The 26027-nt window shown below is 52.4% G+C and carries 22 protein-coding genes; 21 read left to right on the forward strand and 1 reads right to left on the reverse strand.

What is annotated here, in order from left to right:
- Positions 1-20 precede the first annotated feature (20 nt).
- The 18 genes from infB (at position 21) to EVJ33_RS02155 (ending at position 22808) form a co-directional block, all read left to right on the forward strand.
- Positions 21-2240 (forward strand): translation initiation factor IF-2, encoded by a 2220-nt coding sequence (infB, locus tag EVJ33_RS02070; RefSeq protein WP_131433984.1) that lies wholly within the window; start codon positions 21-23, stop codon positions 2238-2240.
- An 18-nt stretch (positions 2241-2258) separates the two neighbouring features.
- Positions 2259-2609 (forward strand): 30S ribosome-binding factor RbfA, encoded by a 351-nt coding sequence (rbfA, locus tag EVJ33_RS02075; protein WP_021067161.1) that lies wholly within the window; start codon positions 2259-2261, stop codon positions 2607-2609.
- Positions 2610-2657: 48 nt separating this feature from the next.
- A complete protein-coding gene (gene truB / locus EVJ33_RS02080; RefSeq protein WP_131433986.1) occupies positions 2658-3566 on the forward strand; it encodes a tRNA pseudouridine(55) synthase TruB in 909 nt (302 codons plus the stop codon).
- A 14-nt stretch (positions 3567-3580) separates the two neighbouring features.
- The gene (locus EVJ33_RS02085; protein ID WP_131433988.1) at positions 3581-4507 is read left to right on the forward strand and encodes a bifunctional riboflavin kinase/FAD synthetase; all 927 of its coding nucleotides are present in this window, start codon (positions 3581-3583) and stop codon (positions 4505-4507) included.
- 124 nt (positions 4508-4631) lie between these two features.
- Entirely contained in the window at positions 4632-4901 is a 270-nt protein-coding gene (gene rpsO / locus EVJ33_RS02090; protein WP_015881433.1) for a 30S ribosomal protein S15, read from the forward strand.
- Between the two features lie 132 nt (positions 4902-5033).
- Complete coding sequence (gene pnp / locus EVJ33_RS02095; protein WP_131433990.1) at positions 5034-7250, forward strand: polyribonucleotide nucleotidyltransferase; 2217 nt, start codon at positions 5034-5036, stop codon at positions 7248-7250.
- A 50-nt stretch (positions 7251-7300) separates the two neighbouring features.
- A complete protein-coding gene (locus EVJ33_RS02100; RefSeq protein WP_131433992.1) occupies positions 7301-8518 on the forward strand; it encodes a M16 family metallopeptidase in 1218 nt (405 codons plus the stop codon).
- A gap of 83 nt (positions 8519-8601) precedes the next feature.
- Positions 8602-10062 (forward strand): UDP-N-acetylmuramoyl-L-alanyl-D-glutamate--2,6-diaminopimelate ligase, encoded by a 1461-nt coding sequence (locus tag EVJ33_RS02105; protein WP_236634504.1) that lies wholly within the window; start codon positions 8602-8604, stop codon positions 10060-10062.
- A 3-nt stretch (positions 10063-10065) separates the two neighbouring features.
- The gene (locus EVJ33_RS02110) at positions 10066-11319 is read left to right on the forward strand and encodes a lipid II:glycine glycyltransferase FemX (RefSeq protein ID WP_131433996.1); all 1254 of its coding nucleotides are present in this window, start codon (positions 10066-10068) and stop codon (positions 11317-11319) included.
- Entirely contained in the window at positions 11316-11969 is a 654-nt protein-coding gene (locus EVJ33_RS02115; RefSeq protein WP_131433998.1) for a M15 family metallopeptidase, read from the forward strand. The genes EVJ33_RS02110 and EVJ33_RS02115 overlap by 4 nt, the downstream gene beginning before the upstream one ends.
- Positions 11970-12064: 95 nt before the next feature.
- Positions 12065-13732, forward strand: coding sequence for a ribonuclease J (locus EVJ33_RS02120; protein WP_131434000.1), 1668 nt, complete (start codon positions 12065-12067; stop codon positions 13730-13732).
- Between the two features lie 62 nt (positions 13733-13794).
- Complete coding sequence (locus tag EVJ33_RS02125) at positions 13795-15978, forward strand: DNA translocase FtsK (RefSeq protein ID WP_131434002.1); 2184 nt, start codon at positions 13795-13797, stop codon at positions 15976-15978.
- A 402-nt stretch (positions 15979-16380) separates the two neighbouring features.
- The gene (locus EVJ33_RS02130; RefSeq protein WP_131434004.1) at positions 16381-17100 is read left to right on the forward strand and encodes a GntR family transcriptional regulator; all 720 of its coding nucleotides are present in this window, start codon (positions 16381-16383) and stop codon (positions 17098-17100) included.
- A 128-nt stretch (positions 17101-17228) separates the two neighbouring features.
- Complete coding sequence (locus EVJ33_RS02135) at positions 17229-18314, forward strand: BMP family lipoprotein (protein WP_131434006.1); 1086 nt, start codon at positions 17229-17231, stop codon at positions 18312-18314.
- Between the two features lie 61 nt (positions 18315-18375).
- Positions 18376-19902, forward strand: a complete 1527-nt coding sequence (locus EVJ33_RS02140) for an ABC transporter ATP-binding protein (RefSeq protein WP_131434008.1) — start codon at positions 18376-18378, stop codon at positions 19900-19902.
- Positions 19899-20963, forward strand: a complete 1065-nt coding sequence (locus EVJ33_RS02145; protein WP_131434010.1) for an ABC transporter permease — start codon at positions 19899-19901, stop codon at positions 20961-20963. Before EVJ33_RS02140 ends, EVJ33_RS02145 begins: the two co-directional genes overlap by 4 nt.
- On the forward strand, positions 20960-21919 hold the full coding sequence (locus EVJ33_RS02150) for an ABC transporter permease (RefSeq protein ID WP_131434013.1): 960 nt from the start codon (positions 20960-20962) through the stop codon (positions 21917-21919). Before EVJ33_RS02145 ends, EVJ33_RS02150 begins: the two co-directional genes overlap by 4 nt.
- 82 nt (positions 21920-22001) lie before the next feature.
- Complete coding sequence (locus EVJ33_RS02155) at positions 22002-22808, forward strand: thermonuclease family protein (RefSeq protein ID WP_131434015.1); 807 nt, start codon at positions 22002-22004, stop codon at positions 22806-22808.
- 38 nt (positions 22809-22846) lie between these two features.
- Here EVJ33_RS02155 and EVJ33_RS02160 read toward each other — a convergent pair whose 3' ends face one another.
- Complete coding sequence (locus tag EVJ33_RS02160; RefSeq protein ID WP_131434017.1) at positions 22847-23095, reverse strand: ferredoxin; 249 nt, start codon at positions 23093-23095, stop codon at positions 22847-22849.
- Between the two features lie 143 nt (positions 23096-23238).
- On the opposite strand from EVJ33_RS02160, the gene EVJ33_RS02165 reads away from it, so the two are divergent.
- From EVJ33_RS02165 to EVJ33_RS02175, 3 genes are read left to right on the forward strand one after another with little or no spacing between them, the layout of a single operon-like run.
- Positions 23239-24261, forward strand: coding sequence for a YpbB family protein (locus tag EVJ33_RS02165; protein WP_236634505.1), 1023 nt, complete (start codon positions 23239-23241; stop codon positions 24259-24261).
- Complete coding sequence (locus EVJ33_RS02170) at positions 24245-25672, forward strand: RecQ family ATP-dependent DNA helicase (RefSeq protein WP_131434019.1); 1428 nt, start codon at positions 24245-24247, stop codon at positions 25670-25672. The genes EVJ33_RS02165 and EVJ33_RS02170 overlap by 17 nt, the downstream gene beginning before the upstream one ends.
- A gap of 41 nt (positions 25673-25713) precedes the next feature.
- On the forward strand, positions 25714-25917 hold the full coding sequence (locus EVJ33_RS02175) for a hypothetical protein (protein ID WP_131434021.1): 204 nt from the start codon (positions 25714-25716) through the stop codon (positions 25915-25917).
- The last annotated feature ends 110 nt before the right edge of the window (positions 25918-26027 follow it).

Here is a 26027-nt window from a genome sequence, read left to right on the forward strand (position 1 = left end):
TATTAACGGAGGTGGATGCTTTGGGAAAACGCGTCTATGAATTTGCAAAAGAACAGAATGTAACAAGTAAACAAGTCATTACTCAACTCGAGAAAATGAACAAGCCAGTGAAAAACCACATGGCTGTCTTAGATGAGGAATCGGTCAAGCAACTCGACCGTGTCTTCAATCCTGAGAAATACCGTTCGGCTGACAAACAAGAAAAACCAGCTGCCACGAAACCAGCTGAAACGAAGGCTGCCGAGTCGAAACCTGCTGCCAAGCAAGAAGCACCGAAAGCTCGCCCACAAGCGTCTAGCGGTCAAAGCAACCAAGCGGGCAACCGTGGTGGCAACCGCTTCGGTAACAACCGCAACGACAACCGCAACAAAAAGCGCGGTGGTAAATTCAAAGGCAAGCCTGCGAAAGCAGCCGTGCCATTAGAAGCGGATCCAAATTCGAAAACGAGTCAGCGTAAAGCAGCTCGTTTAGCGCAAGAGTCTGAAATGGGCAACGTCATCAAGTACGATGATGTCCTCAGCGTATCGGACCTCGCTGCGAAGATGGATAAAAAGCCAAACGAGATCATCATGAAGTTGATGGGTCTTGGTGTCATGGCGACAATCAACCAAACACTTGACGACGAGACGATTGAGTTGCTTGCAACTGAATTTGGCTACGAAGTCGAGAAAGAAGTCCTCATCGACGAGACGGACTTCGAAGAAGTAGAAATCGACTTCTCTCCGTATGAGCTTGTCGAGCGTCCAGCTGTCGTCACAATCATGGGTCACGTCGACCACGGTAAGACAACCCTTCTTGACTCGATCCGCAACACGAAAGTCGTTGCTGGTGAAGCCGGCGGGATCACGCAGCACATCGGTGCTTATCAAGTTGAAGTCAACGATAAAAAGATCACGTTCCTCGACACACCAGGTCACGCCGCCTTTACGACGATGCGTGCACGTGGAGCCGAAGTGACGGATATCGCGATTATCGTTGTCGCAGCGGATGACGGCGTCATGCCACAGACAGAAGAAGCCATCTCACACGCGAAAGCGGCAAACGTGCCGATTATCGTCGCTGTGAACAAAATGGATAAAGAGGGCGCAAACCCTGACCGCGTCAAACAAGAATTGACAGAGTTCGGTCTTGTACCGGAAGAGTGGGGCGGCGAGACAATCTTCGTGCCAATCTCAGCTTTGAAAGACGAGGGGATCGATGAATTGCTCGAGATGATCTTACTCGTTTCGGAAGTCGAAGAGTACAAGTCGACGCCTGAAATGCCAGCTCGCGGTTCGGTTATCGAAGCGAAGCTCGACAAAGGTCGCGGTCCTGTCGCTACGCTTCTCGTTCAACACGGGACACTCCGGATTGGTGACTCGATCGTCGTCGGTAGCACGTTCGGACGCGTCCGGGCCATGGTCAACGATATCGGTCGTCGTGTGAAAGAAGTTGGTCCATCGACGCCAATCGAGATTACAGGACTGAACGATGTCCCACAAGCCGGTGACCAGTTCATCGTGTTTGAAGATGAGAAGAAAGCACGTGCGATCGGAGAAAAACGTTACCAACGTTACCTCGAATCACAGCGTCGCGAATCGGCGAAAGTTAGTCTCGACGACTTGTTCAGCCGCATTCAAGAAGGTGAAGTCAAAGATTTGAACGTCATCATCAAAGCGGACGTTCAAGGTTCGGCTGAAGCACTCGCTGGTTCACTCCGTAAAATCGACGTCGCAGGCGTCAAAATCAACATCGTCCACCAAGGTGTCGGTGCGATCACAGAAGGTGACGTCATTCTCGCTTCGGCGGCCAATGCGATCATCATCGGATTCAACGTCCGCCCAGACGGTAACGCCCGATCGATGGCCGAGCAAGAGCATGTTGAGATGCGTCTCCACCGCATCATCTATAACGCAATCGATGAAATCGAGAGCGCGATGAAAGGGATGCTCGACCCTGAGTTCGTTGAAGAGATTACAGGACAAGTTGAAGTCCGTGACGTCTTCAAAGTCTCGAAAGTCGGTACAATCGCAGGTTGTTACGTCACAGAAGGTAAAATCTCACGCGATGCCGGCGTCCGCATCATCCGTAACGGGATTGTTGTGTACGAAGGAAAACTCGATACGCTTCGCCGCTTCAAAGACGACGTCAAAGAAGTCGCGACAGGTTACGAGTGTGGGATTAAAGTAGAGAAGTTCGACGACATTAAAGTGGAGGACGTTATTGAAGCGTTCATCATGAAAGAAGTCGAACGTAAATAAAGCGAGGAGGGAACACGTATGAACATTCGTGCCCAACGCGTCGCAGAGCAGATGCGTAAAGAGATCACAGATATCTTGCTCCGTGAAGTCAACGACCCACGTACGAAGAACGCTACAATCACGAGCGTTGATGTGACGGGAGACTTGCAGCAAGCGACGGCCTACTACACGGTGCTCGGAGACGACGCCACGGTGAAGGCTGAAACGCAAGCTGGTCTTGATAAGGCGAGCGCATTTATTCGCCGTGAGATCGGGAGCCGCATCCGTCTTCGGAAAACGCCAGAATTGTCGTTCGAATACGATTCATCGGTCGCATATGGTAGCCATATCGATTCATTGATTCGTGACTTAAATCGGAACGACCAATAAATTGAAGGGGGGACTCGCGTCTCCCCTTTTTTGATGGGAGGAATTCAGATGGAACCAACAGGTGTATTGATTCTAGATAAAGACAGCGGCATGACGAGCCACGACTGTGTGTTCAAGCTCCGCAAACTGTTCCAAACGAAAAAAGTCGGACATACCGGCACGCTCGACCCGGAAGTGACCGGTGTGTTGCCAATCTGCCTCGGACGGGCGACGAAGCTGTCACGTTTTCTGACCGATGAAGGCAAACGTTACGCTGCCGAGATTACAATCGGGACGGCGACGATGACCGAGGACGCCTATGGCGAGGTCGTTGAGACGCGCGAAGTCGGTCCGGAAGCGTTCACTGCTGCGGACATCGATCGTGTCCTCGAGACGTTGACGGGAAAAATCGAGCAAATCCCGCCTTACTTCTCTGCTGTCAAAGTGAAAGGGAAAAAATTGTATGAGTATGCCCGCAAAGGTCAAACAGTCGAGCGGCCGCGCCGCATCGTCGAGATTCATCGCCTCGTCCGCACGACCGAACCCATCATCGAAGACGGGGTCTGCCGCTTCCGAATCGATGTCGAATGCGGGAAAGGGACATTTATCCGCACGCTCGCCGTTCAAATCGGGGAGCGACTGGGTTACCCGGCCCACATGAGCGACCTTCGTCGGACCCGTTCCGGTTCGTTCGAGGAGACGGATGCTGTCACGTTGCGCCAACTTGGCGAGATGGAGACGGTCGAGGAGCGCATGAGCCATCTCATCCCGCTCGAAGACGTGATCAAACGCTGGCCAGCGATGACGATTCCAGCCAATCGGGAACGGTATATTCGAAACGGAGGTCGTTTGAACGACGTCTCGCTCGAATTTGAACTGTTTACTGTCTATAATGAAGAAGGAATTCCACTTGCCCTCTATCGACGGCTTGACGGAACAACTGATGCAACTGTCGAGGTCATGTTGACCATCGACTAAGGGGGAAATGAAGTATGGAAACGATACATCTGACTTATCCTGAGACACCGGACCTCGTCCCTTCGGTCATGGTCCTCGGATTTTTCGACGGCGTCCACTCCGGCCATCAAGCGGTCATTCGGCATGCGCAGGCGCAAGCGAAACAGCTAGACGTCCCCGTGACCGTCATCACGTTCGACCCGCACCCGAAACAAGTGTTGTCGAACAAACCTGATGCGGTCCGCTATATCACACCGCTCCAGCGGAAATTGAACCGGATTGCGGCGCTCGGTGTCGAACGCTGCATCGTCATCACGTTCACAAAAGAGTTGGCGAGCCTCTCACCGCAACAGTTCGTGGATGACTATTTAATCGGCGCGGGCGCGGTCCACGTGACGGCAGGATTCGACTATTCGTACGGCAAGTTCGGCGAAGGGACGATGGAGACGCTACCGTATCATGCGCGCGGTCGCTTCACGACCTCGGTCGTCGCCGAACAGACGAGCGGCGGCGAAAAAGTATCGTCGACGCGGATTCGTCAATTGCTCGGTGCCGGAGACGTCAATGTGGCGAGCGAACTGCTCGGTACGCCGTACGTCATCTGTGGGGAAGTCATCCACGGTGACGCCCGTGGTCGAACAATTGGTTACCCGACGGCGAACGTTGTCATGGACGCGTCTTACGTCATGCCGCGTCTAGGCGTCTACGCGACGCGTGTACGGCTTCAAGATGGCCGGACGTTCGACGCGATGACGAACGTCGGACGACGCCCGACGTTTTATGCGACTGGTGACGTCTCGATCGAGAGCCATTTGTTCGATTTCTCAGAAGACTTGTACGGGCAACTGATTGAGATTGAATGGATGAATTATTTGCGTGACGAGCGAGCGTTCGACGGACTCGACGCGCTCATCGCCCAACTCAAACAAGATGAGACGGCCGCTCGGGCAATCCTGTCTTGACTTTGGATGGGTGGTACGGTATCCTATTTTGGTACGCAAAGTACACCGTTTCGCTTGGCTGATCGATTCACCAACGTCGGCTCGGCAACGCGGCAATTTTCTATTAAATGGAGGTGGAGAGGCAATGGCACTCTCAAAAGAACGTAAGAACGAAATCATCGCGGAATACGCGACAAAACAAGGTGACACTGGTTCACCGGAAGTTCAAGTTGCAGTATTGACTGAACAAATCAACACTTTAAACGATCATCTTCGTACACACAAGAAAGACCACCACTCACGTCGCGGTCTTTTGAAAATGGTTGGACGTCGCCGTAACTTGCTTACGTACCTTCGTAACAAGGACGTTACACGTTACCGTGAATTGATTCAACGCCTTGGTCTCCGTCGTTAATCCGAACGGACCATGTGACGGGCTGGGACACTTGTTCCTAGTCCGTTTCTTCTTTTTTGGGAGGAAAATCATTAGACATTCATATGAATGAGTTACATAATAAACTAGATAAGGTTTGAGAGGAGAATGTTCATGTTAGGTACGAAACAAGTATTTTCTACGGAATGGGGCGGGCGTCCGCTCTCTGTAGAAGTCGGCCAACTTGCGAAGCAAGCAAATGGTTCGGCACTCGTCCGTTATGGGGACACGGTCGTGCTCGCCACGGTCACAGCATCGAAAGCGCCGAAGGATTTAGATTTCTTCCCGCTCACGGTCAACTATGAAGAAAAATTATACTCGGTCGGTAAAATCCCAGGAGGTTTCCTCCGTCGAGAAGGACGTCCTGGGGAGAACGCGATTTTGACATCACGTCTCATCGACCGTCCGATTCGTCCGCTCTTCCCAGACGGATTCCGTCACGATATTCAAGTCATGATTTACGTCATGTCGAACGACCCGGACTGCTCGGCTGAGATGGCCGGTATGCTCGGAACGTCGATTGCACTTTCGATTTCGGACATCCCGTTTGATGGCCCGATCGCCGGAGCGACAGTCGGACGCGTCAACGGTGAGTTCGTCGTCAACCCGACGACGGCTCAGCTCGAACAGACAGACCTCGAACTCCAAGTCGCCGGAACGGCAACTGCAATCAACATGGTTGAAGCAGGTGCAAATGAAGTACCGGAAGACGTCATGCTCGAGTCGATCTTGTTCGGTCATGAAGAGATCAAGAAATTGGTCGCTTTCCAAACGGAGATCGTGGAAGCTGTCGGGAAACCGAAGTTCGAATACACGGTATCGAAGTTTGATGACGCTTTGACGGCTGAGCTCGAAGCAGCTCGTCCAGAAATCAACGCCGCAGTTCAAGTCGAAGAGAAGCATGCACGCGACGAAGCCATCAACGAAGTGATTGCGAAATACGTAGCTGCATATGAAGAAACACTCGCTGACGAACCAGCCAAGTTGAAAGAAGTGTCTGGCATCTTGAACAAGTTCGTCAAAGACGAAGTCCGCCGCTTGATCACGGTCGACAAAGTTCGTCCTGACGGTCGTCGTCCGGAAGTCATCCGTCCACTCGCGTCGGAAACGGGCTTATTGCCACGCGCCCACGGCGTTGGCTTGTTCACACGTGGACAAACACAAGTCATGTCGGTCGCGACACTCGGCGTCATCGGCGATGCGCAAATCATCGACGGCATCGGTCTCGAAGAGAACAAGCGCTTCATGCACCATTACAACTTCCCGCCGTTCTCGGTCGGGGAAGCTCGTCCGGTGCGTGCGCCAGGACGTCGTGAAATCGGTCATGGTGCCCTAGGAGAACGTGCACTTTTGCCAATCATCCCGAAAGAAGCGGACTTCCCGTACACGATCCGTCTCGTCTCGGAAGTACTCGAGTCGAACGGTTCAAGTTCGCAGGCGTCAATCTGTGGATCGACACTCGCTCTCATGGACGCAGGTGTGCCGATCAAGGCACCGGTTGCCGGGATTGCGATGGGTCTCATCATGGAAGGCGAACATTACACGGTCCTCACGGACATCCAAGGTCTCGAAGATCATCTCGGCGACATGGACTTCAAAGTAGCAGGAACGAAAGACGGGATCACGGCGCTCCAAATGGATATCAAAATCGCCGGAATCACGCGTGAGATTTTGGAAGAGGCACTCGAACAAGCTCGTTCAGGCCGTCTCCACATCTTGAACCATATGCTTGAGACGCTCGACGCACCACGTCCACAGTTGTCGCAGTATGCACCGAAAATCGTGACGATGACGATCAATCCGGATAAGATCCGCGATGTGATCGGACCGGGCGGGAAGATGATCAACAGCATCATCGACCAAACGGGCGTCAAAATCGATATCGAGCAAGACGGGACGGTCTTCATCGCGTCGACCGATCAAGACGGTATCGACATGGCGATGGCCCTCATCGGCGACATCGTTCGTGAAGTCGTCGTCGGCGAAGAGTTCGATGCAACGGTCCGCCGCATCGAGAAGTTCGGCGCGTTCGTCGAATTGTTCAAAGGGAAAGACGCGCTCGTCCACGTCTCTGAGTTCAGCTTAGAGCGTGTCGCGAACGTGGAAGACGTCGTCAAACTCGGCGATACAATCAAAGTCCGTGTGACGGAGATTGACGACAAAGGCCGAGTCAATGCCTCGCACAAAGTGCTCATCCTTGAAGGATTGTCACCGGAAGAACGCGAAGCATACGAAGCGAAACGTAAAGCGCAGCGCGAAAGCCGTCCACCACGTGACAGCCGTCCGCCGCGTCGTGACGGAGATCGCCGTCCGCCACGCTCGACAAACTAATCATGATGGCCATCGTCTGGTGCGATGGCCTTTTTCATAGGAGTGATAACATGGAATGGATCACATTAGATAACGGCGTCCGCATCGTGATCGAACCGATGGCGGATGTACGTAGCACATCGACCGGTGTCTTCATCAAAGCTGGGACGCGAACGGAAGACGTGACCGAGATTGGGATCAGTCACTTGATTGAACATATGTTGTTCAAAGGAACGAAAACGAGAACGGCAAAAGAAATCGCTTCGTTCTTCGATGAACTTGGCGGTAGCGTCAACGCGTTCACGTCGAAAGACCACACGTGCTATTACGTGAAGACGCTTGACGAGCATGCGGTCATCGCATTCGATGCGCTCGCCGACATGCTATTCGATTCGTTATTTGACGAGGCGGAACTCGAGAAAGAGAAACGGGTCGTCTTAGAAGAGATTAAAATGTATGAGGACACGCCGGAAGACCTCGTCCACGAACTGCTCGCGAAAGCCGTCTATAAAGACGATATCCTCGCCGAACCGATTCTCGGGACGGAAGCGAGCGTCCTCGGGTTATCCCGGGACCAATTGCTCCGGTACGTCGCCTCGACGTATACGGGCAACCGCGTCGTCGTTTCGATTGCCGGTCACGTGACCGATGAATTGATTGAGGTGGTCACGAGAAGGTTTGCCGACCTCCCATCAGGGGAATCACCGAAAGAATCGACGACGCCGATCTTGTATAGCGACGTGGTGAAAAAACAGAAAGAGACGGAGCAAGCACATCTGTGCTGGAACTTCGAGGCGATTGCCGCCAAAGACGACCGACTGCCGCATTTAGCTTTGTTGAACAATGCCATCGGGGCGACGATGTCGTCACGACTGTTCCAGTCGATTCGAGAAGAGGAAGGCCTCGCCTACTCGATTTACTCGTACTATACGACGTTCGACGACCACGGGACGTTCACGATCTATATCGGGACATCGCCTGAAACACTCGCTCAAGTAGAGACAATCATGACGCGTGAGCTCGAGACGTTGATGGCGGACGGATTGTCTGACGAAGAGGTCGAGAAAGGTAAACGGCAATTGAAAGGGTCGATCGTCCTCGGAAACGAGAGCACGAGTGCACGGATGAACCGTAACGGACGAAATCTCGTTCTGCTCGATGAAGTCGAGGACTTGAACGAAGTGCTCGACAAAGTCGATCGCATTGAAACGCGTGACGTCAACGCCCTCATCAATGAGGTACTCGGCCACGTCCCTGCCAAATCATATGTCCTTCCGTCCGAAGACTGACTTGAAACCGAATTGTAAGTTCTCTACACTGATTAAGAGGTATTCTTTACTTTGGACAGGAACAGGTGAAAGAAGGGAAAGACTTGAACTTAACGGATTTAGCTAACCACATACAATTGATTAATCAACCAAACTTACAAGGCATCACAGTGACCCATGTGACGACCGACTCGCGTGAAGTCGTCCCTGGGACGCTCTTCGTCGCCATCAAGGGCTATACGGTCGACGGTCATGACTACGCCGATCTAGCGGTCAGCAAAGGCGCTGTCGCCGTCGTCAGTGAACGGCCGCTCTCTTTGAGTGTGCCGAACTTGATCGTGCGCGACAGCACGCGTACGGTCGGTTTATTGGCGTCTGCGTTCTATCAATATCCGTCTGAGCAGATGCGTCTGTTCGGGATCACGGGAACGAACGGCAAGACGACGACGACAACCATTTTACGTGACGTACTTACAGAACTCGGACATAGTACCGGCTTGATTGGCACGGTCGAGGTTCGCATTAACGATACGGTCGTCCCAAGTAAAAACACGACGCCGCAAAGTTCAGAGCTCCAACAGTTGCTCGCCCGGATGCACGCAGAAGGGGTGACCGATGTGATGATGGAAGTCTCATCGCACGGACTCGAACTCGGCCGCGTCATCGGAACGGACTTTGATATCGTCGGATTCACGAACTTGACGCACGATCACCTTGATTTTCACGGTACGTTCGAGAACTATGCACGTGCGAAAGGCTTGTTGTTCGCACAGCTCGGACAGATGGCGTCACGTCATAAAGTCGCCGTGTTGAACGCGGACGACCCATACAGCAAGCTGTATGAGACGATGACGGGGGCGCGAGTGATCACATATGCGATTGACGCGATGGCAGACGTGACGGCATCAGATATCGTTCAGACGCTGTCAGAGACGAGCTTTTGCCTCAACTATCAAGGTGAGCGCCATCCGTTGACGGTCCAATTCATCGGCCGCTTCAACGTATATAACATCTTGCTCGCGACCGGTTGCCTGCTCGCGGCAGGCTATCGCTTGCCCGAAATCGTCCAGGCACTCGAAGCGATCCATCCGGCCAAAGGGCGGATGCAACGCCTCGATGTACCGGGCTATAACGTCTATGCGGATTATGCCCACACGCCCGACGGCATCGAGCAATGCTTGAAGTCGCTCGTCGGCGTGCCGAAAGAGAAGATTGTGTTCTTGATCGGGACAGGCGGAAATCGTGACATCACGAAGCGACCGACGATGGGGGCGATGGCCTCGAAATATGCGGGAACGGTCGTCATCACGACGGATGACCCGCGATTCGAAGCATACGACTCCATCACGAGCGGCATCGCTGCCGGGATGACCCACGACAATTTTGTTGAAATTGGGGACCGGGAAGAAGCAGTCCGCTATGCAGCCAAATTGGCCGAGTCCGATAATATCGTCGTCTTGGCTGGCAAAGGACATGAAAAATATCAAATCATTGGCAATGAGAAAATTCCGCTAGATGAAGAAGCGATCGTCCGAGCGACAATTTTGAAGACGGAGGAATCTTGATTTATGGCAGTACAACCGATCACCTTGACAGAGAAAGAGCATGACGAATTCGTCAAAGCACATGACCGTGGGGATTTGCTCCAACTTTCGAGTTGGGCCAATGTGAAACGACAAAACGGTTGGTTCGCCGAGCGAATCGCCGTCGCCACAGCCGGTGTGACGAGCGGAGTCGCATTACTGTTGTTTAAACGGGTACCGAAGCTCCCGTTCACGCTTTGCTACGCGCCTCGCGGTTTCGTCGTCGACTATGACGATGTGGCGTCGTTGACCGCGTTGACCGAAGAGGCGAAACGGGTCGCCAAAGCGAATAAAGCGATCACTGTAAAAATTGATCCGAATATCGACCGAGACGAAGTGCCCGGCCTCTTGACCGAAATGGCGAGCCTCGGCTTTACCCATAAAGGATATGGTGGGGGGTTCGATTACGCCCAGCCTCGGTTCACAATGGAGACGGACTTACGTCCGAGCGAGAAAGAGATTTTTGGCAAGTTCCATCACAAGTTCCGCTATAACGTGCGTTTGGCAGAACGAAAAGGAATCGTCTGCACCGAAGTCGGACGTGACGGCCTCAAGACGTTCGCCGACTTGATGAAAGTAACGGGCGAACGTGACGGCTTTGCCATCCGTGGCCTCGATTACTTCGAGAACTTGTACGATTGCCTACAACCCGATGACGCACGCTTGTTCTTGACGAAACTTGAACCGAAGCTCGCGCTCGACCAACAGATGGCTACGCTTGAAAAAGCGGAGCGTGACCTCGGAAAAATCGAACGATCACTCGAGACGGAAACAATCGAGAAGAAACGGACGAGCTTGTTGAACCGCCAAAAACAGACGCGTGAACAAATCGAGAAGATTCAAGCCGCATTGCCTGAACTAACGGAGTTACACGAGAAATACCCGAACGGACTCGTCTTGTCGGGTGGTCTGTTGACGCTCGCCGGACGACGCTCCTATTATTTGTACGGAGCGTCCTCGAATGAGTTTCGTGAATTCATGCCGAACCACCTTATGCAATGGACGATGATGCAAGCGGCCAAGGCGAGCGGTGCCGAACGCTATGATTTTGGTGGCGTATCGGGCAGCACAGAGCCTGATGACGAATACGCCGGACTCTATGCGTTCAAATCAGGTTGGGGCAGCGATATGATCGAGAAGGTCGGCGAGTTCGATCTCGTCTTGAATCGTCCGCTCTATTTCGCCCTTGAAACAGGATTACCGCTCGTCAAAGGACTCCGTAAACGGTTGCGCCGATGAAATGGACCGGCGTTTTGACGTTCGCGATGACGGCATTTTTAGTCGGAATCTTTTTAGCGTACACGTTGTCACGTCCGGGGCCGATGCCGTGGGTCGATGAACCGACGTTTGAGGCGGGAATGTGTGAGCGCAACACCCGCTCGGAAGATGTCATCGTCGAGCGGAGCGAGAAGGCGTTCGCCAAACTGCATCCGCATGTGCGGGAGCGAAGCGAATCATTCGTGCGTTTGGCCTATTCGTGCCTCGGTCTCGAGGTTCGCCTGACGTCCGGATATCGTTCAGCTGATGAGCAGAACGCCCTCTACGCCCAAGGCCGCTCGAAACCAGGTCAAGTCGTGACAAACGCCAAAGCAGGAGAGAGCTATCATAACTATGGACTTGCCGTCGATTTCGTCATCATTCACAACAACCGCGCCGACTATGATTTGGAGTCAGACCATAACCGGTCGGATGAACCGGATTGGCAAGAACTAGGGGAGCTTGGCAAGGCGCTCGGCTTCGAATGGGGCGGGGATTGGAGAAGTTTTCCGGATTACCCACACTTACAAATGGACTTCGGTTTGTCGATTCGTCAGCTCGCTTCCGGGAAACGTCCGGATGAGAAAGCGACGATGCCGCTTGCCGATGTGATGAAGCCTCTCGTCGATTGAACGGAAATGTTGGCATATCACCAGTTTTCCGATACAATATTCAGTAGCGATAAGTGGACGAAACAGAATATGCAACATCTAGGAGGTTTTTGTTAGTGTCAAAGAAGAAGACAGAGAACGTTAGCGTCTTTGCGCTTGGAGGCGTAGGCGAAATCGGGAAGAACATGTACGTCGTGGAACTAGACGACGACATCTTCGTCATCGATGCCGGCCTTATGTTTCCAGGCGATGAGATGCTCGGGATTGATATCGTCATCCCGGACATTACGTATTTGAAAGAAAATAAAGATCGGGTACGCGCGATTTTCATCACCCATGGTCACGAAGACCATATCGGTGGACTCAGCTATGTACTCCGTGATTTGAAACACGTTCCCGTATATGGGACGAAATTGACGCTCGGTTTGATCGAGCTCAAATTGAAAGAGGCTGGCTTATTGAAAGAAGTCGACCTCCGTTTGATTGACGCCAAAACGAAATTGACTATCGCTGATCATTTCATCACTTTCTTCCGCGTCAACCACTCGATTCCGGACTGTGTCGGGGTCTGTATCCAAACGTCACAAGGCGCCATCGTACATACGGGCGACTTTAAGTTTGACTACACACCGGTCGATGGGAAACAGTCAGACTTTAACAAGTTGGCAGCCATCGGTCAACGCGGCGTTCTATGCCTCTTGTCGGATTCGACGAACGCGGAACGTCCAGGTCAAACTGGTTCGGAGTCGCTCGTCGGTGCCGAGTTGAATGATGTCATCTATCAAGCCGAAGGTCGCGTCATCGTCGCGTCATTCGCTTCGAACGTGCATCGTCTGCAACAAGTGTTCGCGGCAGCCGAAGCTAACGACCGCAAAGTCGCCGTCGTCGGACGCAGCATGGTCAACATCGTCGAAGTGGCCCAAAAGCTGAACTACTTACGCTTTAAGCCGAAGACACTCGTCGAGCTCTCGCAAGTGAATCGTTTGCCGGACAACAAAGTCGTCATCTTGACGACCGGTTCACAAGGTGAGCCGATGGCGGCCTTGACGCGCATGGCGCGCAACGCCCATAAACAAGTGAACATCCGCTTGAACGATACGGTCGTCATCGCGGCGACACCGATTCCAGGGAACGAGAAGTCGGTCTCGAAGACGATTGACCTGCTCTTCCGTTCAGGTGCGAACGTCATCTATAACCAACGGAAAGTACACGTTTCGGGACACGGTTCGGCCGAAGAGCTCAAGCTCATGTTGAACCTCGTCAAACCGAAATACTTCCTCCCGATTCACGGAGAGTATCGGATGCAGATGGCCCACTCGAAGCTCGCCGAACAAGTCGGTGTGAAATCGAACAACATCTTTATCGTCGAAAAAGGGGATGTCGTGGAGTTCACGGGACGTAAAGCCCGGATGACTCGAAAAGTACCAGCCGGCAATGTTTTGATTGACGGAATTGGTGTCGGGGACGTCGGCAATATCGTTCTCCGTGACCGTCGTCTTTTGTCACAAGATGGTGTCGTCCTCTGCGTCGTCACGTTGAACCGGAAACAGAAGAAATTGATTTCAGGACCTGAACTCATCTCGCGCGGATTCGTCTATATGCGTGAATCAGAAGAGATGATCTCAGAAGCGAACCGCATCGTCACGAAACAGATCGAGAAGAGTCTCCAAGCTGGAAGTGATTGGACCGAATTGAAATCAAATATCCGCGAGCGGCTCAGCGTCTACTTGTTCGAGCAGACGAAACGTCGTCCGATGATCTTGCCGATCATCATGGAGATTTAAGGAATTGAGATTGAGGCAAAAGTCATCAGACTTTTGCCTTGTTTTTTTAGGAGGAATCTAAGGTGGCACAAAAAACGAGAAAAACTCCGGTGAAGCGGAAGCGACCGACGACGAGACGTACGAAAAAACAGCCCATCCCACTACATACATATGGCTGGATCGCATTCGTCTTATCAATCACGGCGTTCATCTTCTCCCTGTTCGATTTCGGATGGGTCGGCAATCAGACGTCGCTCCTTGCGACGAAGTTGTTCGGGGGCTGGGGGGCTGTTACGTATTTGGCAATTGCATTCACGTTGCTAGTCTTTTTAAACAAGTTTCGGCCGATGCAACGGACTGGCATGTTGTTATTGTTCGTCTCGTTTCTCATGTTCGGTGATCTCGTATGGGGGGCCGAACGGGGCGCGGTCAACGGGGCGCTCTATCGACTCAATCAATATTTACTCTCCGATTTCGGCATTATTTTTTTAGGTGCCCTCAGTATGATTGTCGGTATCTCGCTGTTATCCCCGACGATTTGGCGAACGCTCGGGGCTAGATTGCTTGAGACGGGTACGGCCATCAAACAAGAGTGGAACGACCGGGAACGGGTCAAACCGGCCCAAGTGTCAAATCGGAAGAAAACGGTTCCGGGACCAGCGAAAGTCGACCCGACATCGTCCGCGGTTGAAGCCGAGCCTGAAGCGGATGCGGTGACGATGCACGATATTCCAATCGTCGGGTTCAGTGAGAAAGTCGTCGCCGAGAAACGTCCGAAAACAGAGGAGGCGGCGCCGTCGGAAGAAGTGGTCGACCTACCGACCGAGGACATGATGATGACGGCGTCACAAGACGTATCGGACACGTATGAGTTGCCGACGTTCACGATTCTCAGTGAGCCGGTCGTGACCGATCTGTCCGGGGAAAACGCCCGCCTGAAAGCGAACGCGACGAAACTTGTCCAAACGCTGAAATCGTTCGGCGTCGGGGTGAAAGTATTGAAAATCCACCTCGGTCCGACCGTGACAAAGTATGAACTGCAACCAGACATCGGTGTCAAAGTGAGCCGCATCACCTCGCTCAGTGATGACCTTGCCCTCGCGCTCGCCGCGAAAGATATCCGCATCGAGGCGCCAATCCCCGGAAAGGCCGCCATCGGGATTGAAGTCCCGAACCAAGAAGTGGCACCGGTCTGTCTCCGAGAAGTGCTCGAAGCTGATCCGGTCAAGCGGGAGCAGTCGCCACTCCTTGTCGCTCTCGGGCGTAGCATCAGTGGGGAAACGGTGACAATCGCTTTGAATAAAATGCCGCACTTGCTCGTCGCAGGGTCGACCGGGTCCGGGAAATCGGTCTGCATTAACGGCATGATTGTGTCGCTCTTGATGCGCACACGACCCGATGAGGTCCGGCTCATGATGATTGACCCGAAAATGGTCGAGTTGAATGTTTATAACGGCGTTCCGCATTTGTTGACACCGGTCGTGACGGATCCGAAGAAAGCGGCCCAAGCGCTCAAGCAAGTCGTTGCCGAGATGGAACGGCGCTATGAGTTGTTCAGCCGTTACGGCGTTCGAAATATCGAAGGATACAACGAACTCGTCGACAAGTCGGACGATGAGGATGCGAAACGTCTGCCGTTCATCGTCGTCATCGTCGATGAACTCGCGGACTTGATGATGGTCGCCTCGAACGATGTCGAGGACGCCATCATGCGTCTTGCCCAGATGGCTCGGGCGGCGGGGATCCATATGGTGCTCGCCACGCAACGTCCATCGGTCGATGTCATCACGGGCGTCATCAAAGCGAATATCCCGTCACGTATCGCGTTCGCTGTCTCGTCACAGACAGATTCACGGACCATCCTCGACGGAGGAGGGGCCGAGAAGCTACTCGGACGAGGTGACATGCTCATGCTCGCCAACGGAATGAACAAACCGATTCGTGTGCAAGGTGCGTTCGTATCGGACCAAGAAGTCGAAACGGTCGTCAATCATGTCATCGCCCAGCAACGGGCCCAGTACGTCGAGGCGATGATGCCGAAAGAAGAAGAGGTCACGACAATCGACTCGGACGATACATTGTTCGATGAAGTCGTACAGTTTATCTTGACGCAAGAGACGGCGTCCACTTCGATGATTCAACGAAGATTCCGAATCGGTTATAACCGGGCCGCCCGTTTGATCGATTCGCTTGAACAGGCCGGCTATGTCGGACCTTCAGAGGGCTCCAAACCGCGGAAAGTACTCATTAACCAACCGGAAGCATAAAACAAAAAACGAATGATAATTGACCGCATGTCATTATCGTTCGTTTTTTGTTTTATTTTAACGAATCTGATGTGAATGGGGGATGCCGAGGGAAAGTCATGTTAAGTTGAACTAATATAGCACATCTGACCTATTCGAGGCATTAAGACATACTACTAAAACTGTTGAACCGCTTTCATTTTTTAATACCGTTTTCATTTTACGATTTCTTTTCAAAGCAGGTCAGAACAGGTAATATAGACTATGAAGCGTTTGGAATCCCTTCACTTTAAAATATTTCCCTGATTCCGAACAAAAAGTATTGCGTTCTATTTCTCGAATCCCTATACTTAATATTGGCAAGGACATTCATACGTCAGATGTCTGAGCACTGGTAAGAAATAGGTAAAGGTGGTGAGGCCCATGTCGATCAAGCTCGATCATCGCTTACTCTATCTTCGCGTGATTGAGAAAATCAAGCAAGATATCGACGATGGTGTCTATCGTGAAGGAGAGAAACTTCCTTCAGAATTCGAGTTGTCGAAGCAACTAGGAGTCAGTCGAGCGACGCTCCGAGAAGCGCTTCGTATCCTCGAGGACGAGAAATTTGTCGTGCGGAAACATGGCGTCGGGACTTTTATCAGTTCAAAACCCCCGTTTACTTCTGGGATCGAAGAGCTGTTCAGTGTCACGGACATGATCATGCGCGCCAAAATGACACCAGGAACGAAAGTGTTGGTGGCCGAAAAGGTTCTAGCAACCGAGAGAGAAGCCGAGCGTTTAAAAATCGAACCGAACTCACCGATTTATCGGATCGTCCGGATTCGATATGCGGATGAGACACCAGTTGTCTACTGTGTCGATAAAATTCCAGCCCATCTCGTCTCGAATCCGAAGGCGTTGACGGAAGGGAAGTCGTTGTTCGACGCGCTCGAAACAGAGGTAGGACGTCGGGTCGCATATGCGATCACGCACATCGAACCGAGTGTGAACGCTGAAATTTCGACGCAACTTCAAACGGACCAACCGTTACTGGCATTGAAACAATTGCATTACGATGAGAGCGATTTACCGCTGCTCGATTCGGCGAACTTTTTCCGAGCGGACCGCTTCGACTTCCACGTCGTTCGAAAACGCGTCTAAGCACGTTCGTTTTATCCGGAAACAGTTATTTTTGGGGAATAGCGTGAAAGCGCTTTCTTATACCGGTGTAAAGACTACTGATGACATGACAACCTTAATTGTTATGATCCGAAAGGGGAAACACGACGATGAACAAGAAAAAAACAATTCTCTCAGCTTTAGCAGCAGGTCTCACACTCTCGACAGTACTCGCAGCATGTGGCGGGGATGACAATGAAGGTGCTTCAAACGGAGAAGGCGGCGGTGAAGGTAGCGACTTCAAAGTGGCGATGGTAACTGATACAGGCGGTGTCGATGATAAATCGTTCAACCAATCAGCTTGGGAAGGTCTCACAAAGTTCGGGGAAGACAACAACTTGACAGAGAACGAAGGTTTCAAATATCTTCAATCATCAAAACAAGCAGATTATCAGCCAAACTTGCAACAATTGGCGCGCGATAATTTCAACTTGATTTACGGAATCGGCTTCTTGATGGGCGAAGACATCCAAAAAGTTGCTGAGCAGTTCCCAGACAACAACTTCGCCATCGTTGACATGGTCGTGGATGCACCGAACGTCGCATCAATCACGTTCAAAGAGCAAGAAGGTTCATTCCTTGTCGGTGTCGTCGCGGGTCTTACAACGACGACTGACAAAGTCGGTTTCATCGGCGGAGTTGAGTCAGACTTGATCAAGAAATTCGAGAACGGATACAAAGCCGGTGTCATGGCCGTTAACCCGGACGCGACAATCGACGTGAAATATGCTGAAGACTTCAACTCAGCTGAAAAAGGAACAGCCATCGCTTCAGGTATGTACGGCGCAGGCTCAGACATCATCTATCACGCAGCAGGCGGTACAGGTGTAGGGGTATTCACAGAAGCGAAAAACCGTAAGAAAAACGGTGAAGATGTATGGGTAATCGGGGTTGACCGTGACCAGTATGAAGAAGGTCTCCCAGAGAACGTAACGCTTACTTCAATGGTAAAACGTGTTGACACGGCAACTTACGAAGTTTCAAAACTTGCGATGGAAGATAAGTTCCCAGCAGGCGAAATCGTTGAGTTCTCATTGAAAGACGAAGGTGTAGGAATCGCTGAAACATCAAGCGAAAACGTCTCAGCTGACGTCCTCTCAAAAGTTGAAGAGTACCGTACACAGTTGATCGACGGAGACATCACGGCTCCAGCAACTGACGCTGAGTTCGAAGAGTTCATGAAAACAGTAAAATAATTCATTGAGTTAGGGGGGACCCATGCGGTCTCCCTTTACTTAAAGTTAGGGGTGGACTTTCTTGGAATATGTAATTGAAATGCTCAATATTCGCAAAGAGTTCGGAACGTTCGTGGCCAACGACAATATCACCCTCCAATTGCGCAAAGGAGAGATTCATGCGTTGCTCGGCGAGAACGGTGCCGGGAAATCGACGCTCATGAACGTCCTGTTCGGTCTTTATCAGCCAGAAGGCGGGGAGATTCGTGTACGCGGGGAGAAAGTGAACATTGAGAATCCGAACATCGCCAACGAACTCGGGATCGGCATGGTACACCAACACTTCATGCTCGTCGAGAAGTTCACGGTGACCGAGAACATCATCCTCGGATTAGAGCCGAAGAGTGGTTTGACGGTCGATCGGGCGACGGCGCGTAAAAAAGTCATGGAAATCTCGGAACAGTATGGTCTTCGGATTGATCCGGATGCGAAAATCGAGGACATCTCGGTCGGCATGCAACAACGGGTCGAAATTTTGAAGACGCTCTATCGCGGAGCTGAGATTTTGATTTTTGATGAGCCGACCGCTGTACTGACGCCGCAAGAGATTCAAGAACTCATTCAAATCATGAAGCGTCTGATTGAAGAAGGTAAATCGATCGTCTTGATCACGCATAAACTGAAAGAGATCATGCAAGTCGCCGACCGCTGTACGGTCATCCGCCGCGGACGTTATATCGGTACGATTGATATCGATGAGACGGTCAATGAAGATCGTTTGGCAGAAATGATGGTCGGGCGTGAAGTCAACTTTGATGCGGAATATTCCAAGGCAGATCCACAGCAAGTCGTCCTCGACGTCCAAAAGCTTGTCGTCAAAGACAGTCGTGGGCTCGCAGCCGTCGACGGCTTGGATTTACAGATTCGTTCAGGAGAAATCCTCGGGATTGCCGGGATTGACGGGAACGGACAGACTGAGTTGATTGAAGCCATCTCAGGCTTGAAAAAACCGGAGTCTGGAAAAGTATTGCTAAATGGGAAAGACGTGACCGGGTTCACACCGCGTAAAGTAACAGAGTCTGGTGTCGGCCACATCCCGCAAGACCGTCATAAGCACGGACTCGTCCTCGATTATTCAATCCGAGACAACATGGTCCTCCAAACGTATTATAAAGAGCCGTTCTCGAAGCGCGGTTTGATGAACTATAAAGCGGTGGCAGAGAAAGCGAAAGCGTTGATTGAGAAGTTTGACGTCCGAACTCCATCGGTCGATGTGCCGGCCCGCGCCTTGTCGGGTGGAAACCAGCAGAAAGCCATCATCGCTCGCGAAGTCGACCGGTCGCCTGACTTGTTGATTGCGGCACAACCGACACGAGGTCTTGACGTCGGGGCAATCGAGTTCATTCATGAACAGCTCATCAAAGAACGTGAAAAAGGACGCGCCGTCTTGTTGATCTCGTTCGAGCTCGAAGAGATTTTACATGTGGCGGACAGAGTCGCGGTCTTATATGAAGGCAAAATCGTCGGGATCCGTGATCCGAAAGAGACGACGGAGCAAGAACTCGGCTTCTTGATGGCCGGCGGTAAGAGAGGAGAAGAAACAGTATGAATAAGCTAGGATTCAATCGACTGCTCATCCCGCTCTTGTCAATCTTGATGGGACTACTCGTCGGAGCGATCGTCATGCTCATCGGCGGTTATGACCCGATCAGAGGGTTCTCTTCGCTGTTCGAAGGCATGGTCGGCAGTCCGTATGCGATCGGCGAGACACTTCGCGCCGCAGCGCCGCTCATCTTCTCAGGTTTAGCCGTCGCGTTCGCGTTCCGGACCGGCCTGTTCAACATCGGTGTCGAAGGCCAAGTATTGATTGGTTGGGTGGCAGCTGTTTATGTCGGAATTAACTTTGATTTGCCGATGTTCATTCACTTGCCGCTCGCGCTTCTCGCGGCCATGTTCGCGGCAGCGCTCTGGGCGTTCGTGCCTGGTTTCTTAAAAGCCAAGTTCCACGTCCATGAAGTAATCACATCCATCATGATGAACTATATCGCGCTCTATACGACGAACGCGATTTTACGCAGTGTCATCGGGGTGACGAACGAACGGACCGAGTCAATCAACGAGTCGGCATCGCTCGCGTCGCCATGGCTCCAAGAAATGACGCAGTTCTCACGCTTGCACTGGGGTGTCCTCATCGCTGTGCTCGCGGCCATCGTCTACTACTACATCTTGCAACGGACGACGCTCGGTTATGAGCTTCGGGCCGTCGGTTTCAACAAACATGCGTCGCAATACGCAGGAATGAGCGTCAACCGGAACATCATTCTCTCATTCGTCATCTCGGGTATGTTCGCAGGACTCGCCGGGGCGATGGAAGGTCTTGGTACGTTCAACGGCATGACACTCAGCGCCTCGTTCACCGGAGTCGGTTTCGACGGGATCGCCGTCGCGCTTCTCGGTGCGAACACGGCCGTCGGTGTCGTCTTGGCAGCCATCTTGTTCGCCGGACTCAATATCGGCGGACTCGCGATGCAGCTCGGGGCGAACATTCCGTCTGAACTCGTCAAAGTCATTATCGCGGCCATCGTCATCTTCGTGGCATCGGGTTATGCGTTCAACTATGTGATCGACAAATTCAAAGGAAATCGTAAGAAAGGGGTGGAGAAAAAATGAGCTTCTTAGAAGTCCTCTATATCGTCGTTCCGGTCGCGTTGGCCTATGCGACTCCACTCATCATTGCAGCGCTCGGCGGCATTTTCAGTGAACGTTCGGGCGTCGTCAACATCGCCTTAGAAGGTATCATGGTCATCGGTGCCGCGACTGGAATCATCACGACGCTTACGTTGACGAACATGGGGCTTGGCGGTCTCAGTCCATGGATCTCGCTCTTGGTCGCCATGGTCGTCGGTGCGCTCTTCTCGCTCTTCTTGGCTGTTCCGGCCATCCTGTGGCGAGCTGACCAAACGGTACTCGGTGTCGCCATCAACATGCTCGCGATCGGACTTGCGATCTTTGTCGTCCGCGTCCTCTATAACAAAGGGCAGACCGATTTCATCGAATTTCGGATCGCGAAAGAGAACGTGCCGATTCTCTCGGACATTCCTGTACTCCGTATGTTCTTCATTAACGTCCAGTACACGTCGTTCATCGCCATCGCGCTCGCGTTCGTCGTCTGGTTCGTCATCTTCAAGACGCCGTTCGGTCTACGTCTCCGCTCGGTCGGGGAACACCCGATGGCGGCTGACACGATGGGGATCAACGTCACGAAAATGCGCTTCATGGGAGTCATGCTCTCGGGTGCGTTCGGCGGACTCGCCGGTGCGGTCTACGCCGTCACCGTCACGACGAACTTCAGTGGGACGACGATCGTCGGTCAAGGATTCTTGGCCATCGCCGCGATGATCTTCGGGAAATGGAATCCGCTCGGCGCGCTCGGAGCCGGCCTGTTCTTCGGTTTCGCCCAAGCGTTGTCAATCATCGGAAGTAACTTGCCGGTCATCAGCAACGTACCACAAGTGTTGCTCTTGATTGCGCCGTACGCGCTCACGATCCTTGCCCTCGCAGGTGTCGTCGGACGTGCCGATGCACCAAAATCGGTCGGTATCCCATATATTAAAGGGAAACGCTAATCATCAAAAGGACAAATGTCCATTTCATCAAGGTTGTTTGACGCTTAAGTCAAACAACCTTTTTTGTTATACTGGTGTAGAGGTGAGACAATTGAAAAAATGGTGGCAACTGCTGATGGCTGTCGCGTTGAGCGTTTCGCTCGCGGGCTGCTCCGTTGATGACTGGTTCGCCGAACAGATCGACCCGCCGGAATCGCTCGTTGAACTAGAGTCCGAATTCCCCTCGGCGTCGGTCTCACAACTTGTCGAACGGCCGCTCGGTAAGACCGAGACGGTCACGCTCGACCGCGTCATCGATGGCGATACGCTCAAAGTCGAATTCGAGAACGGGGCGACCGAGTCGATTCGTCTCTTGCTTGTCGATACGCCGGAAACGAGCCATCCGACGCTACCAGTCCAACCGTTCGGGGAGGATGCGAAATCGTTCGTCGAACGTTGGTTACCGGAAGGGGATACGATCACGCTCGAATATGACGTCGGGCGCTATGATCGTTATCAACGGACGCTCGCTTACGTTTGGTATGACGATGCGATGCTAAACGAGGAATTGTTGCGCCGAGGTCTGGCGCGTGTTGCCTATGTGTATGCGCCGAACACGCAACACATCGATGCGTTCCGGGAGGTCGAACGGGCCGCGCGTCAAGCGTTGCTTGGGATTTGGAGTCTTGAGGATTATGTGACAGGCAATGGCTTTGACCATGAGGCGACCGAGCCGGCCAAACCGGCACGGGACACGGACGATTGCGACATCAAAGGGAATATCAATCGGGACGGAGAGAAGATTTATCACGTTCCGGGCGGGGCGAGCTATGAGCGAACCATCCCCGAGGCGATGTTCTGTACGGAAGAAGAAGCGCGTGAGGCCGGTTTCCGGTCAGCGGCTCGATAAAAAAAGACATGTGCGCCTATGAGGCACACATGTCTCGCTTATTCGTACTTGAGCGCGTCGCCGTCGAACGATTCGTCCGCGACTTTGATCGAGTCGGTCGGACATCCTTCGAAAGCGTCCATCAAGTCCTCACTCAATTCGTCCGGGACTTCAATCGTACCCGTGTTGTCGTCCATCAAGTTGAACGCGAGGCCTTCGTCATCATAGTCGAAGATGTCCGGGGCGGCTGCTCCGCAGGCCCCACATGCGATACATGTATCTTTATCAACAATCGTAAATTTTGCCATTTGTAACCCTCCATACGTTTCGTCTCTCTGCATAGAAATGATTTTCTACTGACTATGAGTAATTGTAGTCTACATACCCAAATATTTCAATGAGGAAACGAATAACGTTTTGGAAGCATAATTTTGACCGAGGAGGTGGAACGATGGTTCATTTAGCGGACGGGGTGTTATTGCTCTCGATCGAGCGTTTGAAAGGGGAGCGCAGTGAGCGTAGTTTGTTTCATGTATTGAACGGAAAACGTTCGGCGACGACACTGCAAGACGCCTTTTTTTATGACTTGGAACCGATTTTTGGATTGTTCCCCTATACGAAGTACGACTATGAAAAGTTGCTCGCTTTGTTCGAAAAACGAGGCTGGCTCAACCGTTCGAGTTTCACGTTGACCGATGCCGGCAAGATGCTAGCGTCTCCCGAGGCCGTCAGTGACCTGTTCGACCGTCTCGGCGGTGAATACCGGGATTATACGGCAATGACGTGGAAACGGCTCAGCTTGTTCGTCCAGACGTTCATGTCGCTTGAGCACGAGCGGACGTTCTACCCGGTCCAGGCCGACCGGTTAGCTGAACGTTGGGTCAAACAGATCGTCCGGACCGAGCGGGAGTGGCAACCGCTGATTCACAGCTTTCATCAGGAACTTGAGACAGCGCTTGAAGAAGTCGGAGACCCATATGCGACCGCCGTCGTCTATCGATTCACGGGCGCGTTCGAGACGGGATACACGTATGAACAAATCGCGGCGCTCTTGGACGTCGATGCGCGGACGGCCCGACTCTACTTTTTGGCCGGCTGGAACGCGCTCTTGTGGAAGTTGCCGCGGGACGCAAAGCTGCTCGGCTTCGCTCACGGTTTATCGAGCGAACGGATGACGTTATCGGCGCGGGAATCGTATGAACAGTTTTTGGCCGGCCGATCGTTCCAACAAGTCCAATCACAGCGGCGGTTGCGTACGAGCACAATTGAGGACCACGTCGTCGAGATGGCGATGTATTTAGACGAGTTCCCGCTCGATCAATTCGTTCCACTCGAACAAATCAAGCAAGTCGAGCAGCTGCGTGACGAGTCGAGCTGGGCGCTCAAGCCGATTTTTGAACAAGTCGACGGAATCAGTTATTATCAAATCCGATTGGTGTTCGCACGATTGAAACGAGGTGAGACATTTGTTTGAAAAGACGTTGAAGCGGGTGTTCGGCTATGACACTTTTCGTACGGGACAGCGTGAGGTAATCGATGCGGTCGCCGACGGGCAAGACGTGCTCGCCATCATGCCGACCGGGGCTGGCAAGTCGTTGACGTTCCAACTCCCGTCTTATATTAAAAATGACGGGCTGACGATCATCGTGTCGCCGCTCTTGTCGCTCATCGAGGACCAGATGCTCCATATCCGCGAACGAGGCGAGCGTGGGGTGGCGCGATTGACGTCGATGGAGACACTCGAAGAGAAGCAAGACATCTTGAACCATTTGAAACGTTACCGCTTCTTATATTTATCGCCCGAGCAACTCGCCGTGCCGCACGTGACGCGGGCGCTCGCACGAACGAAAATTCAAATGCTCGTCGTCGACGAGGCGCACTGTATCTCGCAGTGGGGTCACGAGTTCCGGCCTGAGTATGCCCGCTTAGGCGAATTGCGGAAACAGCTCGGCAGTCCGCAATGCATGGCCGTCACCGCGACAGCGCCGGAGGCGGTAAAACGTGACATTATCGAGAAGTTGGCGCTGTTCTCGCCGTCACAGTTTGTCCATTCGGCCAACCGTCCCGAGATTCGTCTGATTGTCGAACGCCTCGAATCGGAGGATAAGATGCGACGGTTGAGCGAACTCGTCCACGATGTTCCGAAACCGGCCGTCATTTATACGGCGACTCGGCGTGAGGCAGAAGCGCTCGCCCTCCACCTCGATGACGCCTTGTTTTATCATGGTGGCATGTCGACTGAGGACCGCCGGCTCGTGCAGTCGCAATTCTTACGAGATGAAGTCGCCATCATGGTATGTACGAGTGCGTTCGGGATGGGTGTGAATAAAGATAACGTCCGGTCGGTCATCCATTATCAGGTCCCGGCCACGCTCGAGGCGTATATGCAAGAGATTGGACGTGCCGGACGTGACGGAAACCCTGCTTTTGCCGTCTTACTTTATGCTGAGGGTGACGAACGCATCCAACAGTTTTTGATTGACCAACAATATCCAAAAGACAAAGATATCCGTCTCGCTTATTTGGAACGTGACAACGGCACGAGCCTTGCCCAGTTGCCGCGCCTGTTGCGATTGAACGAGGAAGACCCGGTCTGGGGCTTGTTGAGTCAAATGCTCGCCGAGCGGACGCTTGCCGAGGCGATTGATTGGGTAAAAGATAGAAAGCGGGCTCGGTATCGTCAACTCGGGCAGATGATGGACTATGCCCTCATCAAAACGTGTCGGCGTGACTACTTGTTGAACTACTTCTCGGAACAACCGGTCAAACAAGCCGATTGTTGTGACGTCTGTGGGGAAATCGTGTTCCCGCCGTCGGTTCAACCTGTGTCTAAAAATGTGACAGATTGGAAACATCGGTTGGCTCGCATCTTCTCCTTTGAATGATATCATAGTAAAATGATAAAAAAGGTAAAGGAGGGCACACGTTGCGACATCGGAACCAAGCGGACTCACTGCGTGAACAAGTGGTGGACACGTTGCCGTCTCGCGCTGAACGGCAAGAGCATGAGCGCAAAGAAAAGTTGAACGATAATTGGCTAAAGCGGCCGCTCGCTATGATGCTGACATTGACGATGTTTGCCATTATTCTTGTATTTTTATATATAGGTCGTCACACCTTATTTTTCTGACAATACGACGGGGACGTCGTATTTTTTATTACGTACTTCGTTCGGTCAGACGGATCTGCTCAATCTCGCCAATTTCTCACAAGAATTGCACAATAAAACAGGTAAAGCGC

It is taken from the genome of Exiguobacterium sp. SL-10 (assembly GCF_004337025.1).
Lineage (GTDB): Bacteria > Bacillota > Bacilli > Exiguobacteriales > Exiguobacteriaceae > Exiguobacterium.